This is a genomic window from Bacillus zhangzhouensis (assembly GCF_000715205.1).
Taxonomy (GTDB): Bacteria; Bacillota; Bacilli; order Bacillales; family Bacillaceae; genus Bacillus; species Bacillus zhangzhouensis.
On record NZ_JOTP01000006.1, the window covers coordinates 162,377 to 177,657 of the forward strand.

Annotated in this window: 15 protein-coding genes; 1 reads left to right on the forward strand and 14 read right to left on the reverse strand. The window is 39.6% G+C overall.

The window, feature by feature from the left end:
- Positions 1–3: 3 nt before the first annotated feature.
- The 14 genes from BA70_RS07670 to BA70_RS07730 all read right to left on the reverse strand — a co-directional run bounded on the left by BA70_RS07670 (position 4) and on the right by BA70_RS07730 (position 13,385).
- On the reverse strand, positions 4–1,251 hold the full coding sequence (locus BA70_RS07670; protein ID WP_034320315.1) for a tyrosine-type recombinase/integrase: 1,248 nt from the start codon (positions 1,249–1,251) through the stop codon (positions 4–6).
- Positions 1,248–1,454, reverse strand: coding sequence for a DUF3173 domain-containing protein (locus BA70_RS07675; RefSeq protein WP_034320417.1), 207 nt, complete (start codon positions 1,452–1,454; stop codon positions 1,248–1,250). Before BA70_RS07675 ends, BA70_RS07670 begins: the two co-directional genes overlap by 4 nt.
- A gap of 20 nt (positions 1,455–1,474) precedes the next feature.
- Positions 1,475–2,506: a replication initiation factor domain-containing protein gene (locus BA70_RS07680; protein WP_034320318.1), complete on the reverse strand. Its 1,032-nt coding sequence runs from the start codon at positions 2,504–2,506 to the stop codon at positions 1,475–1,477.
- Positions 2,484–2,990 carry a hypothetical protein gene (locus BA70_RS07685; protein WP_034320420.1) on the reverse strand — a complete coding sequence of 169 codons (507 nt, stop codon included), beginning with the start codon at positions 2,988–2,990 and terminating at the stop codon, positions 2,484–2,486. The genes BA70_RS07680 and BA70_RS07685 overlap by 23 nt, the downstream gene beginning before the upstream one ends.
- Before the next feature lie 299 nt (positions 2,991–3,289).
- Entirely contained in the window at positions 3,290–4,678 is a 1,389-nt protein-coding gene (locus BA70_RS07690; RefSeq protein WP_239646639.1) for an FtsK/SpoIIIE domain-containing protein, read from the reverse strand.
- A gap of 17 nt (positions 4,679–4,695) precedes the next feature.
- Entirely contained in the window at positions 4,696–5,091 is a 396-nt protein-coding gene (locus BA70_RS07695) for a hypothetical protein (RefSeq protein WP_034320320.1), read from the reverse strand.
- 120 nt (positions 5,092–5,211) lie between these two features.
- Entirely contained in the window at positions 5,212–5,463 is a 252-nt protein-coding gene (locus tag BA70_RS07700; protein WP_051691123.1) for a hypothetical protein, read from the reverse strand.
- On the reverse strand, positions 5,456–5,596 hold the full coding sequence (locus tag BA70_RS20285; RefSeq protein WP_034320323.1) for a hypothetical protein: 141 nt from the start codon (positions 5,594–5,596) through the stop codon (positions 5,456–5,458). The genes BA70_RS07700 and BA70_RS20285 overlap by 8 nt, the downstream gene beginning before the upstream one ends.
- Positions 5,597–5,937: 341 nt before the next feature.
- Positions 5,938–6,108, reverse strand: a complete 171-nt coding sequence (locus tag BA70_RS20290; RefSeq protein ID WP_167331426.1) for a hypothetical protein — start codon at positions 6,106–6,108, stop codon at positions 5,938–5,940.
- Between the two features lie 179 nt (positions 6,109–6,287).
- A complete protein-coding gene (guaA, locus tag BA70_RS07710; RefSeq protein ID WP_034320326.1) occupies positions 6,288–7,829 on the reverse strand; it encodes a glutamine-hydrolyzing GMP synthase in 1,542 nt (513 codons plus the stop codon).
- Positions 7,830–8,014: 185 nt separating this feature from the next.
- On the reverse strand, positions 8,015–10,219 hold the full coding sequence (locus tag BA70_RS07715) for a transglutaminase TgpA family protein (RefSeq protein WP_034320329.1): 2,205 nt from the start codon (positions 10,217–10,219) through the stop codon (positions 8,015–8,017).
- Between the two features lie 9 nt (positions 10,220–10,228).
- A complete protein-coding gene (locus BA70_RS07720; RefSeq protein WP_034320331.1) occupies positions 10,229–11,419 on the reverse strand; it encodes a DUF58 domain-containing protein in 1,191 nt (396 codons plus the stop codon).
- Positions 11,416–12,378 carry an AAA family ATPase gene (locus tag BA70_RS07725; protein WP_034320334.1) on the reverse strand — a complete coding sequence of 321 codons (963 nt, stop codon included), beginning with the start codon at positions 12,376–12,378 and terminating at the stop codon, positions 11,416–11,418. Before BA70_RS07725 ends, BA70_RS07720 begins: the two co-directional genes overlap by 4 nt.
- 107 nt (positions 12,379–12,485) lie before the next feature.
- Positions 12,486–13,385 (reverse strand): cation diffusion facilitator family transporter, encoded by a 900-nt coding sequence (locus BA70_RS07730; protein ID WP_034320335.1) that lies wholly within the window; start codon positions 13,383–13,385, stop codon positions 12,486–12,488.
- 482 nt (positions 13,386–13,867) lie between these two features.
- On the opposite strand from BA70_RS07730, the gene gabP reads away from it, so the two are divergent.
- On the forward strand, positions 13,868–15,256 hold the full coding sequence (gabP, locus tag BA70_RS07735; protein WP_034320338.1) for a GABA permease: 1,389 nt from the start codon (positions 13,868–13,870) through the stop codon (positions 15,254–15,256).
- The last annotated feature ends 25 nt before the right edge of the window (positions 15,257–15,281 follow it).

A 15,281-nucleotide genomic window follows, 5' to 3' on the forward strand; every position in this document is an offset into this window, starting at 1 on the left:
TATTTATTCCTTCTTTTTTATCACTTGATTTCCATTAAAAATTATCTTCGTATATTCGGCAGTTTCTATTTTTATATTACCTGACATCTCCTCAGCAATTACAGTATCAGCACCACTCCACATATGGGCATAGTGTTTTAAAGTAATCTCTGGACTTGAATGCCCCATACGTTGTGATAACACAAGAACAGAAACGTTAAATTCATTGATTAAATATGAAGCATGGGAGTGACGCAATCCTTTTGCTTGAATCCTTGTTACTCCTGCGAATTGAGAATAACGTTTAATGATTCTGCCTATTGTCGATTTAATCATTGGCAATCCATCATAACTAAAAATAAAGTCATTTGAATTACCTAATCCTATCTCCAATTGTCTATTTCGCCACATCGTTAATATATTTATTGTATCATCATCAAGAGCAATAATTCTCTTTCCATCTTCCGTTTTTGTATACGAATTTCTTTTCCATTCCCTTCTCGTTTTCATAATTAACATATGATGAACACGTAAACGTTTATTTTTCAAATCGACATCATTCCACCATAAAGCAGTGCCTTCATTCACTCGTATTCCGGTCATATAGTAGACCCACAGCATAACAAAATTCAGATGTTCATAAAAATCTTCTGTATAAATTTGGTTTATCACTTTTTCAAAATCTTCTTTCGTCCAATACGACACAATCGCCTTACCTTTTGGAATAGCTCTAACCTTTTTAGAAATATTCATTTCTAGGTATTGCATTTCCACAGCTTTCTCTAAACTTTTACGGAACGTTCCAAATACTAGACTTGCATACGATTGTGAGTACCCCGCACCACCATTTTCTATACTTGTTAATAACCATGTGCGAAAATGTTGTACGTCTTCTACTGAAATGGAACGAAGAGGGATAGAAGCAAATCTATCCCTAATCTTCTCCAATATTCTTTTTCGAACAGAGAATGTACTTTCTTCAACATTTGTTTGATAATAAGGTATGTACACGCTATTCATAAATTGTTCGTAAGTCATTTTATAGTTAGAATAACTGTTAACCTTATGATATTCTCTTTTTAATCTAGTTAACTCTTTGTTTGCTTCAAATGCAGAAGCAAAAGGCTTACCATTAACATCTTTTCTTCCCTTTTTACGTATTCGTTTTCCCGTAATTCGATCAATACCAAATTCAGATTGATAAAAGAAATTTCCTTTATCATCAACATATACACCAGGATATTTCGTTGTTTTTTGCGTTTTATTTTTCATTGGGAGTTACTCATTTCTGCCAAAAGAGAAACTCCTAAAATTGATTCAACCACATCCCTCGGTACTCTCCCCAGCCTTTTGTTGTTATAATACGGACAACCTTTTTGTACCATGATTGCTTTTGCCTGCCTAATGAGCGAAATGGCTTGATATTTCTTATAGCCTAGTTTAATTAAATCATCTTTACATATTGTTGTACCCATCACACCCATCCCTTTCCACACTAATATTCCTCTTCACTTACAAGTTCTAAAACACGTTGCTCAATTAATGATTGATCAGACTCAGTGATTTTTTCTTTTCCTACATGTACTAACTCTTTCAAATATAACTCAGCATATTTTTCGCCATATGCTCGCCTAAATGACTCATAGATCATACTTATTGACTTTACAGTTGAATGTTCAACCCATTTTTTCTTTTTCTTTAAAGTCAACTTTTCACGTTGAACCTTTAAAGGTATTTCCTCAATACCTTCTATAAACTTACCCCACCATTTCATTGTTGGTAGCCTATTTTTGTTATGTAACTCACTAACATTCTTAGGTTGTCTCTTGAAACAATAATGTGCTGATAGCACACCTTTAACTATAGCGTTCAATGGTTTCCCATTTGAGATTTGAAGAGCAACTAACATTGCTTTGTTTCCTGTTAACTCCAGTTCCCATCTAACCCATTTTCCAACGTTCACAACTTCATCTGCATTATCTCTTCTTTCTTGTTTCTTATCATAAATTCGTAAAATTTGAGGAGATGATCCTACGTACAACGTAAATCCTGTTAGTTTTCCATCAAGAATCCTTCCACTATTTATTTCAATATATTTATGGCTTTTCGTACTCAACTGCCCTCGTTTCACATAATCCTGTAGCGTTTTTACAGATGGAGAAGCATTATCGAATATATCTAATGCCAAATCTATCCTTGATACCTTCCCTTGTATTCCTAAAATAAATGATACAAATTTGTACCAATGCCATCCATCAATTCTTGACATGTATTCCTCATACTGTCGACAAGCTTGTCCTGGCATATCTACAAGAATGCTTCCATGATTTCCCGAAGAATGGAGTTTTATATTCGCAAAGCTAATGCATCTATCGTATGTTGGATAAGGTGACCCCTTAATCTCTGAAGAAAATTCAGAGATAGGGATTCCTAAAATTTCATTAGCAACGATTGAAAATTCACTATTCGGAATTGAACAACGAAAGTAATCAATGAGACACTGATTACTTCGATTTAGAGGACTCATGTGCTTCACCAATGATATAACTATCAGCTTCAACTTTAAGCTCTGAATACTGCCATGTATCAATCATTGGCTTACCTTGCCCAACAAAAGCCTTCTTTTGAACCTTTTTAGGCTTTACTTTTAGTCCCGAAAAGGAAATTGGAATGAACTCTCCATCTTCATAATCATCTAAAATAGGTAGGCTATCCTGTTTTTCAACTATTACAGTAATAGGGGAGCCAATTTCAGTACCGCCATTTTGTAAGACGAGTTCGATAAATGGACGATCATATACTTTAAATGTGACAGAATACTTTCCAGTTTCAACTAACTCTCCATTTAGATTTTTTTCTTTTTCAATTCGAGTAGTAAAGCCGTCTTTCTGAATCAGCATCGCTGTAGGAATCTTAAATTGTTTAATATCAAAGTGGAAATCAGCTAAATCCACATTTTCCGAGTCATTTAACGAATGTAACTTAGACGATTTTAATATTAGTTTTCCCATTTTTACAGACACCTCTTTATCATTTTTTAAATCCCCAACTCTCGGGATTTCACACATCCCTCCAACCCATGAGCACCAAGGGTTTCGAGCATTTTCGTTGAGGGAGATTCACCAGTGTTACCCAACTGGTGCGACCCTATTTTTCGATTCATGTTGAGCAAAAATCGCTCAACTGGCCATCACTTTTTCTGAACGTTTTCGACCACTCCGTTCGGATGGCTCTGCCACCGCCTCAAACCTTCACAAAAATTGACGGTCAATATTGGCTGTAGCTGTTTGACAAGAATAGCATTAAACACTTAATTTGCTCTCTGAATCATTAGTTTTTCTATTTCTGCTATAAAATCAAAATCTTTGTCTATATATGGCGTTTCGAAATAAACTGGAGAAGTGTGTTTACCATCTAGTTGTATGTAACCTCCACCTTTTTCTGTGACAGTCTTATATTCAACGTTTTTCGTATCAAATATCATATTATAACCAATGGAATCCATAGCACCTAACCCAGCTTTAAACCCCATTTGTGCCCTTATATTTGTAGGTAGATCATCTGCCGATGGACGTTGCATAAGGATCTCGATCATTACTCCTGCTTGTCTACCTTTCATTACTAGAGTAAATACATAATCTAATGCTTCTTTAGCAATTTTCTTATCCACTGAATGCATAAAAGCTGAAAATTCATCAAATATCACAATAACAATAGGCAAATTGAAGTCTCGATACGTTTTTCCGAAAGCTGATATATCATTAAAATACTCCGTATATCTTCGTTCCATCAACTCGACAGTTTCCCTAAGAATTCGACATATTTGGTTAGCATCTGTTGCAACTTTATTTTCAAATCCAGTAACAAATCTTAACAGACTCAAATCGGCTTTTTTAGGATCTATAATTCGCAAATCAGCTTGCGGAGTTAACTTCAGATAGTTAACAATTTTACCTAATATAAAGAAAGACTTGCCCGATCCAGTGCCTCCTACAATGAGAGAATGGGGAACCTTATGAAGCTCATAAGATATGTTGCCAGTTATTTTGATTTCATCTGAATCATTTACGTTAGTTACAGTAGAATTTAAATCTATACGTTCATCTTTGTGCTTTAAAAATACATATTCAGCATAATCCACTGTCTTATTGGTAGAGTCTAGCTCCAAGCCTAAAGCAGCTTCTAAATTCTCTCCAAGTTTAGTGGCTTCTTTTGTAAACCTATCACCGTCACGTAAAATCCTTACGACTACATGCTTACTTGTTTCCCTATATTGAATGCGAATTACTCTGACAATACGCTTTTCCCTAACAACTTTATCGTTTTTAATAGATTCAAAGTTTTCTTCGTCATATAATTTCAAAGTATCAATCATATAAGCTAAATTGTTCGCAATCCATGATTTAGGATTCTTAACAATGTTAAAGTAGAGCCTTATACTTTTATAAATGGATATCGCCCAAAAAATGATGATGATTAGATTAACGAAACCATTAAAACTGACTGAGCGATACACCACAGGAATATTAATTATTAGTGGAGGAATAGCATTAGACACCATTCCACAGAAAGCTGTCAGCACAAATATGAATACTCCAAGGAGATATTTTAATAAATTCATTTTCCTGCGCGGAAAAACAACATGATGCCATTCACTCTGCCTTCTACTAAGGATATTCTTTAGTGCCTCTAGCTTCACGGATTACTAACGCCCTTTCAAGTTCTATTTTTTATATTTACTCGATTCACTAATGATTTTACAAGGCCCACATGAATTAGCTTGCCAACTAAAACTAGAAGAATTACAGATATTAATCCGCCCCAAAATACATAGGAAACATCAAAACTGTAATTTTTAAAACCTTGACCAAAGGTATCAAACTCTATCCAGCCATACTTTACTTTTGTCCCATAAACCTCACGAAAATCAGTTACATCAGATGGGAACACATAAGATCTACCAAAATCCGTAATACCGGACAGCCAATTCCCCATTACCAAATAAACAATCGAAAAAGGTAGAAGAATCATAGCTACTTCAAAGATGAATTTGTTTATCACTTTAATTTTATTTTTAATTGTAATCTCTTCCTTTTTAAATTGATGTCCCATTGAAAATAATTATCCAAAAACGTTATTCAATATAATGGATATATTTATTTTGGTAGACTACTTTTTGACGGGAAATGAATTCCCGCCAATTAATTTCTTTTTCAAACGAATATTGCTTCTTCACTTATTAATCTTTTTAGAATTTAGAAGAATACGCTTATCAAACAGTTCTTCTATATGAATGATTTTGCTTTTTAGAGAAACGAGTATATTCTTTACATCATCTTCATTACATTCATAACGATTTGTTGAAAGGTTTGCTATTAAATCTAATTTGATTAATGCTGTGTCTAATCTTTTATTACATAATCTTTGAAATTTATCTTTTTTTGATGACATACAAGTCTCCCCATTTCTAATTAAATTACTCAATAATAATTTCTCCATTTGGACCAATATAATAATCCCCGTTTCCAATCGCTACAGACTCAAAATATTCATCTAAATATTCTAAAACCTCTTCCTGTTCTTCAACAGTTAAATTTTTGATATCTTCTCCAAACATTGTGGGACCTCCCTTTTCCTCATATCAACATACATGTGCTAGAAAAACTTATTTGAAATTTTTTTCGAAATATTCGTTGACAGCCACATTAACAATAAATGCTTTTGTCACTCTCCCTTTGTTATCACAGAAATTTTGCCGTATTCTTTCTAAACGTTTAGCAGTGAAGTCGGTAAGGTACAAACTAAATTTCTTTTTCAAATTATCTCCTCCTTTCAATTTTTAACTCCGTATATATTCTGTTAGGAGTCAACAGGATGAATATACCACAGGAATATCTACGGAGTCAATAAGGAGTCAAATATTAAAACAAAAAAAAGACCCATCAGTTAGACAGGCCTTCACGATTCTTCATTATCTTTTTTAAAATGTTTTTCATAATATTCATTAATTGCAGTGTTGACGATGTAGGCTTTCGTTACTCTTCCTTCTTTCTCCAAAATGCGTTTTTGCATTTCTTCTAAACGTTCAGCAGTTTGGAAAGTAAGATAGAAACTAAACTTCTTTTCCATAACTTGCACCCCATTTCACATCAATATTAGAAATAAACTAATAAACTGAATTCTTTAGGTATATAACAAACTGGGGGGAACAGTGGGGGGGATTGATTTTATTTAAGCCTAATTATAGGGTCTATTGCTCTAAATAAACCCTATAAATCAGGATTTTCTCACCTAATCAAATAAATCCTTTATTCCCACTCAATCGTAGCAGGCGGCTTACTCGTAATATCATACACCACGCGGTTAATATGCTTCACTTCATTCACGATACGAGTTGAGATCTTTTCAAGCACATCCCAAGGGATTCTTGCCCAGTCACTCGTCATACCGTCAATAGACGTCACAGCACGGATACCGATTGTGTAGTCATATGTTCTTGCGTCACCCATAACACCTACGCTGCGGATGTCTGGGAGAACCGTGAAGTATTGCCAAATGTCGCGCTCAAGGCCGAAGTTGGCAATTTCTTCGCGTAGAATGGCGTCAGATTCACGGACGATTTCTAATTTTTCTTCAGAAATTTCACCTAGTACACGGATACCTAGTCCTGGACCTGGGAATGGCTGTCTCCAGACGATGTCATCAGGAATACCCAGCTCTGATCCTAGGGCACGGACTTCATCCTTGAATAGGGTATTGAGCGGCTCAATCAATTCGAACTGCATGTCTTCTGGAAGACCGCCTACGTTGTGGTGAGATTTGATTGTTTGTGCTGTTGCTGTTCCGCTCTCAATGATATCTGTGTAAAGTGTTCCTTGTGCTAAGTAGTCAATTCCTTTTAGCTTGTCCGATTCATCATCGAATACATAAATGAATTCGTTACCGATGATTTTACGTTTTTGCTCAGGATCAGACACACCTTTTAGCTTGTTTAAGAAACGATCTTTCGCATCTACTTTAATGACGTTCATGTTGAAACCTTCGCTAAATGTTTTCATAACCCCTTCTGCTTCGCCTTTGCGAAGAAGACCGTGGTCAACGAAAATACATGTTAGCTGATCACCGATCGCTTTGTGGATTAACACCGCCACAACAGATGAATCAACACCGCCGCTTAGTGCGCACAATACTTGTTTGTCGCCTACTGTTTGACGGATTTTCTGCATTTCGATTTCAATGAAGTTCTCCATTGACCATTTGCCTTCACAATCACACACACCAAAGACAAAGTTTTTCAATAGGTCGTTGCCGTACTCAGAGTGACGAACCTCTGGGTGGAATTGAACGCCATAGAAATTCTTCTCAGCAAAGCTCATCGCTGAGTTTGGACAATGTGCACTTGTTGCATCGACTGTAAAGCCTTCTGGCACTTCGACAACAAGGTCACCATGGCTCATCCAAACGACTTGCTCATTTGGAAGGTCTTTGAATAAAGCAGGTGTTCCGTTAATGTGGATATCCGCTTTCCCATATTCACGCTGGCTTGCGGCTTCTACTTTCCCGCCTAAATAGTGAGTCATGAGCTGCATGCCGTAGCAAATGCCTAGAACCGGGATGCCTAGATCAAAAATCTTTTCGTCACAGCGGAAAGATCCTTCATCGTATACACTATTTGGTCCACCAGAAAGGATGATTCCTTTAGGCGCTATTTCTTTAATTTCTTCAGCAGTTAAAGTGTGCGGATGAAGCTCACTGTACACACCAAATTCACGAATACGACGTGTGATCAGCTGGTTGTACTGACTGCCGAAATCGAGAACCAAAATCATTTCATTTACTAAATTTGTCATGGTGTCACCTCTATGTCCAATTTAATTTTATAAACGCACAGAAAAAATGAGAGGAGAAAACCTGCTCTCAGTGTGAATTCACGCTTTTGAAGCGCCCAGACTCACATCCGAACGCTTCAATTTCATGTATTTTAGAAGGTTTTAATATTCACCTATTCTAACAACAGGAAGGTACGCGGTCAAGACTATCTCCTGTTTATTAAATTTTCCCATAACTTTGCGGATTGCTTCCAAAGCGTCGACGCATCCTCTCGTCGATAGAGTGCCCGCTCATAGAGCTGTGTCAGCTCTGACATCTGTTGATCTTCATTCTTTCCATCTATGACAGAAGCGAATTCTCTCAATGTCATGCCTGGCTTCTTCTCGATCCCTCTGCGCTTCAGCTGCTTTAATAAGGCGGCATACGCATAGAAGAATGCTTCCTCGTCAGGCAGGCGTTTCACCTTTCGTACAATGAAGAATGGTAGCCATCTTGCCCTGAATCGATAAAGCATCCAGCTGATCAAACCGAGAAGGGCAACAGCACCTGCCACATACCCCAAGATCGAACCAACATGCACCATACTTGGCTTTGTTTGAGCTGTTTGTTCCTTTGGTTTTGCCGGCTGCTCTGTCTCCTGCGACTGCGGCTGGTCTTGCGGCTGATCTTCGCTTGCATCAGCACTAGACTGATCTTCTTCTTCCTTTTGATCATCCGTTTGATCGCTAGAAACGGCTTCATTCGTAAATGTCTCTGGGTTCGTGAACCCTTTTGTCGGTTCAAAGGTCACCCAGCCTCTGTTTGGAAAATAGACCTCTACCCATGAATGTGCATTGTTATTGGTCACTTCATACACATTGTTTCCATCCATTTGTGTTTCATATAACTGACCAGACGTATACCCTTTCACCCATCTCGCCGGAATACCGATCGAACGAAGCATCACAATCATAGAGGATGAAAAATTATCACAGTAGCCAATCATCGTATCAAATAAAAATTGATCCACATAATCTTCGTTACGCCCAGGGACTGCGACATTTTGCGTTTCATATGAAAACTTCGCAGATCCTAAATAATCCTCAATCGCTTTGGCTTTATCATACATATTATCCTTCGTTTCCGTTAAACTGTTTGCCAATGTTTTCACACGCTCTGGCAATGAGGATGGGAGCTGTAAATATTCACGTCCCACTTGTTGATTTACCTGTTGTTTTGAAGGCACTTTGATCCTCTGTAAATCTTCAAGGATAAATGTAGGTGATAAGAAGCTGATTTGATAGTTCCCTAAATTCTTGGGCGGGTTTTGATTAGACGGTACAATTTTCTCCGTTTTCCCCATCATTTGAAGCGGGATGTTTTCCATTGGTGTCAATGAAATCGTCCCAATCGGATAGACGGCATGATTAAATCGATAGTCCGATTCCATATCGACTCTCGTCTCATGCTCCTCTGTCTTCACGCGATCCGTAAACCACTGGTTCGGCACATCGTCGTCCTTTAACCGAGTAGGCTTTGTATCATTTGAAGCATCCTCCCAGCCTTTTCCCGTGTAAATACTTTTTGTTTCTACACGAAAATAAGACGGCTCCTTTCCGCTCCATTTAAACACCGGTGTACGGTCCTCACTAAACGGCCCGCCAAGCGTTGAATCGTCTGTACTATATCCCACCTTATTCTGCCCGGTAGTGCCATCTTGATTCGTGACCGCCTTAAAAAACGGGACAGGATCAGGCCATTTCGGATCAGACTTTGGCAAAGAAGCACCGAGCGACGCTGATATGAGGACAAGCACCATCATCGGCAAAAACCACTGTAGACGCGCTTTCTGTGACACCCGCACACCTTCAGCCGAACGAAGTCGATCGAAATACAGCAACCCAAGCAAACAAAAGCCAAACACCATAATACGAACGATCGCAAAGGTCGCATCATATGGCGTAAACGTATCAAGTATCGTGACATACACAATCGTCATGAGTAAAAAGAAAAAGATACGCTGCTGATAGACCACCCAATAATGAAGCAAATAGACAAGCAGCCAAAGCAAAATATAAAACAACAATGTGCGGAAAGACGGATACATGTCACTCCACATTCCTGTGCTCATTAACGTGATATTGTCTTTGATATCGGCAAACAAAGCAGCCGGATAGCCTGGCTCTGATTGATAAAAGATCAAATATAAGGCAAGCAAGATCAATCCAGCACAAATCGGAAACGTCACATACCACTTTAGACGAAAGAATGTAAACAAACAGGTAAGCCCTATAAAAATGATGAAATAAGACGTATGACTCGTCTCTGTAAAATCTTGAAGCGGACGAAGCCACTCCCATAGCAGCAGAAATGCTACAGCATAATAGATGAACAACTCAAAACGGCTTTGCCGCTGATGCGTATGCAGCATAAATGTTTATCACCTCACAGTTCTTTCGTGCAGCTCTTCTTCAAATAAAATGGTGGTGCGTATTCCAGAAGCCTTGAGCCGGTCTACAAGCAGTTTTTCTTTTGTCGTCAATCGGTCAACGGCTCTCTTCACTAAAAGAACGGTGATGTTCTTTTTGTTTCGATTCCCAAGAAGACTGGCAGCAAGCTCCTCCTGCAGCTGACCCGTGATGACATATTTCCCTGAATGCAGATACTCACTCGCTGCTAACGGCTTATATTCTGGTGCGCGAGAAGGCTGATACTGCACCCTTGTTAAATAATAAAGCATGTCCTGTAAATGAAGTTCTCCTTGATCGACTCGAAATGCATGCTGATCTCCAAGAGGAACAAGACCTGCCGGCACCCCTTTTTTCACAGCCGTTTGGAGAACAGATGCTGCAATAGACACCACCGTCTCAAAAACGACTTCATCTGTAAAATCAGCAAACACGACAAGGTCCTTTGTCTGATTCTGTTCAAACTCCTTCGTCATCAGCTGGCCTCTTCTGGCCGTCGTCTTCCAGTCCACCCAAGCAAAACGGTCTCCTTGCTGGTATTCCCGCACACCTGTTGTGACATTGGTCGGTTCATTTAACCACGAGTGAACCGCTTTGCCTCCGTTTTCATTCACTGAATCAGCAGACTCAACCGGGAGATCCAGCATCTTTGGATAAACAAGGAGCTTTTTTTCTAACGGAATGATCACTTCTTTTTCAACAAAACCAAACATATCACCCGTTTTGATTCGGACCGCTGTCAAATGGTGCTCACCCCGCGCAATATCATTCAATTGATAAGAAAAGCGCCACATCTTCCGAAACCATGGAAACAGCATTTGCTTCATTTCAATCTGTTCCTGCAAGTGGAAGGTGTCCGGCGGATCATCCTCGATAATGACGTAAACATATGGAAATGGGTTTGTCCGCTTGATTTCAAGATCAACAGACAGCATATCCCCTGCCTTCAACCGGGTGTGCTGCAATGTCCTTTTGGCCGTCGCCCGAAGCGGAACGAGCGCAAACATCAAAGCATACAAAGCATATGGTAAAAATGCATAAAAAAGGAACAAGCTCACAAAGCCGCCCTGAAACATGGCATAGCAAAAGGCTGCCGCAGTAAGAATGATGAGCATCATCACACGTAACCATAATGAAACAGCTAAACGGTCTTGTGGCTTCATTGAGTCATCGACTTTTGAACTGGTACGCCAATTTGCTCAAGCAGCTGTCGCAGCAGTGTCTCCGCCTTCTTCCCTTCATACGTCGCTTCTGACGTCAAAATCATTCGATGCGGCAATGTATAAGGCGCTAAATACTGTACATCATCTGGAATCACATAATCCCGCTGATTCAAAAGCGCATACGCCTGAGCCGCTTTCATAAGTGCAATCGATCCCCTTGGACTAACGCCTAAATAAACAGATGGGTGATGACGTGTCGCTTGGGCGAGTTCCACAATATATTCTTTAATAGATGCATCGACATGCACTTTCTGAACGGCTTGCTGCAAAGCATGGATATGCTCCTTCGCCATCACAGCCTGGAGCGTATCGATCGGAGATTGCTTCTCCTGCAAGTTGAGCACTTCTAGCTCCTCCAGCATGGTCGGATACCCCATCTGCAGCTTGAATAAAAACCGGTCCATTTGCGCTTCTGGCAGTGGATAGGTTCCTTCATATTCCACCGGGTTTTGCGTGGCCATGACAAAGAAAGGATCCGCAAGCGGCATTGTGTCTCCGTCCACCGTGACACTGCCCTCCTCCATCGCTTCAAGCAGTGCTGATTGTGTTTTAGGAGAGGTCCGGTTGATCTCATCCGCCAAAATAATCTGCCCCATAATCGGTCCTTGCCTAAATTCAAATTCATTTGTCTTTTTATTATAAATCGACACACCTGTCACATCTGAAGGCAAAAGGTCAGGAGTGAATTGGATTCGCTTAAACTCACAGCCAATTGATTTTGCCAAAGCACGAACCATCATCGTCTTCCCAACGCCAGGCACATCCTCTAATAACACATGTCCCTTCGCCAAAATCGCAACAAGGCTTAATATCGCAATGTCTTTTTTCCCAACCATGACTTTATTGATGTTATCTACGATTTTTTGTAAATCTGAATGCATTGGTTCATCAAATGCCATCCTGATCCTCCTATCACGTTTCCGTCAATTTTCATATAGTCTAACTTTACCATACAACGCGCGTTTGCATAAAACATCAGCACGTCAGAAAAAGAAAAGAAGCCTTCTCACGATGGAAAAGACTTCTTCTCTTCTTTAGGCGCACTTGCTGGCTCCATATGAACATGAGAATGTAAAATATCATGTTCTTTTTTCATTCTACGTTCGATTTCATCTGCAATCTCATGACTTTCTGCAATGTTCAAATGCGGCTCTACCTCAACTACTACGTCCACATGGACCGTGCTTCCAAGATAACGGGCCTTAATATCTTTCAAATCGCCCACTCCTGGTGTCTCTTCAATGGTCTCTTTATATTTTGACATATCTTTTATATGAAAACCGTCAGTTAACGAATGAGAGGCATCTCTGAAAATTTCCCAAGCCGTTTTACAAATAATTAAGCCAATGACAAACGCAGCAAGCGTATCAATCCATGCCAGCTGAAATTGGGAGGCGATGATCCCTATAAATGTCCCGATGCTCACATACGCATCTGATTTATTATCAGCAGCTGCCGCATGAAGTGCCTGGCTATTGATTCGTTTGGACAGATTGCGGTTGTATATATACACACCGTACATCACAACAGCACTTCCCGCTGCCGTCCAAGCCGCGATCATATCAGGCGTTTGATGCTTAGATGAGAAAAGCGACTGGCCTGCACTCAGCAGCACCTGAAGCCCAACAAGCATCATAATAAAGGAAGCCACAAGTGACGCAATATTTTCAGCTCTAAAATGCCCGTATGGATGATCTTCATCAGGCGGCTTCTGAGAAATACGCAGCCCAACAAGCACGGCAAGAGATGCAATAATATCGGTCGTATTATTCAATCCATCTGCCGAGAGAGCTTCTGAATGAAACACATATCCAATGATGAGTTTAACTGCAGATAAGATCACATAGGCAATGATGCTGACCCAAGCTCCTGTTTCACCTTGTCTTAATTCGTTATAGCGCTCCATGTCGAACAGAGCCTCCTCACACATAACTTTTCTATTATTTATCTTACAAAGCAAAGCCCATGTGGGTCTACAGCAACATGATTCGCTTGCGTCAGCAAAATAGGATACATAGAAATGTGTTGACCTAAGTAAACTTATTTTTATAAGGTCAATCGACCTCAAAACCTACTCCCATCAACATTTTTCTTTTCCGTTCCGAAATTTGCATATGAGCAACATTACTTCCCTTTAAAATTATCAGAATATTTTTATTTTAAGACGCAACTTTTTTCCCCACTTTCTTCTGCTATTTTTAAGAATGAACTGAGGAAAAAGAGGGAACATAATCTCTCAAATCCTTTATACTTTTTAACATCATGTTAAGAGGTTTGAAATGTCAGTTTGATAACCTGTCCAATGCTGAATGACAATTCAGTGTGATAAAATTTAAAATATTCTAAAAACAAATTCTCTACGAAAGAGAAGTGTTTGGAGGTAAAGAAATGTCCAACATGACAAACGGTCTTCAAAAAAACCTTAAGACAAGACATATTTCAATGATCTCCATTGCCGGGGTCATTGGGGCAGGGCTATTTGTTGGTAGCGGCGCTGTCATTCATTCTGCAGGGCCTGGATCCATTCTTTCCTATTCATTTGCCGGACTTCTGGTCATCTTTATTATGAGAATGCTTGGAGAAATGGCGTGTGCCTATCCGACAAGCGGTTCTTTCTCACAATATGCAAGCGACGCCATCGGCCCATGGGCTGGCTTTACAATCGGCTGGCTTTACTGGTTCTTCTGGGTGATCGTCATCGCCATCGAGGCGATTGCCGGTGCTGCCATTATTCAATACTGGTATGGAGATGCACCTGTTTGGCTCACAAGTCTAATCCTCACAATCCTCTTAACATTGACAAATATCTTTTCTGTTAAATCTTTTGGCGAATTTGAATATTGGTTTTCATTAATTAAAGTCGTCAGCATTATTCTCTTTCTACTCATTGGTTTTGCATTCATCTTTGGTTTTGGCGGTCATCATACTGTAGGTCTTGCGAATTTAACGGGGAACGGCGGTTTTCTTCCCAACGGATTCAGCTCTGTTTTACTCGGGATCGTCGTCGTCATCTTTTCCTTCATGGGAACTGAAATTGTGGCAATTGCGGCCGGCGAATCAGCTGACCCTGTCAAATCTGTTACAACGGCTACTCGCTCTGTTGTATGGCGTATTATTATCTTCTATGTCGGATCGATCGCTGTCGTTGTCACCTTGCTTCCATGGGATTCAGCGAGTATTTTAACAAGCCCATTCGTTGCTGTGTTAGAATACATCGGCGTCCCATCAGCCGCTCAGGTCATGAACGTCATTGTCTTAACAGCCGTTCTTTCTTGTTTAAACTCCGGCTTGTACACAACGTCCAGAATGCTTTATTCATTAGCGGAAAGAGGCGAAGCGCCGAAACGCTTTATGAAAATCAGCAAGCGTGGTGTTCCTATAGCGGCTACAGTCGCAGGGACCTTCTTTTCTTATATTGCCGTCATGATGAACTACTTTTATCCTGAAACCATCTTTTTGTTCTTAGTCAATGCATCTGGTGCCATTGCACTTCTTGTCTACTTGGTCATTGCCGTTTCGCAATTAAGAATGCGTCGTAAAATCGAAAAAGAAAATCCAGAACAACTCAAAATCAAAATGTGGCTGTTCCCATACCTCACGTACTTTACCATTTTGGTTATTTGCGCAATTTTGGCTTCTATGCTGTTTATCGAATCGATGAGACCACAGCTCATTTTGACAAGTATCATTACCTTTGGTGTGCTAGCCGCTTATTTTATCTTTAAACCGAATAAAAAAGTGCCTGCAAATGCGGCGCTTGAAAATAAACACCCTTAATTCTCCCGCTGAAAAGCGGTTTTTT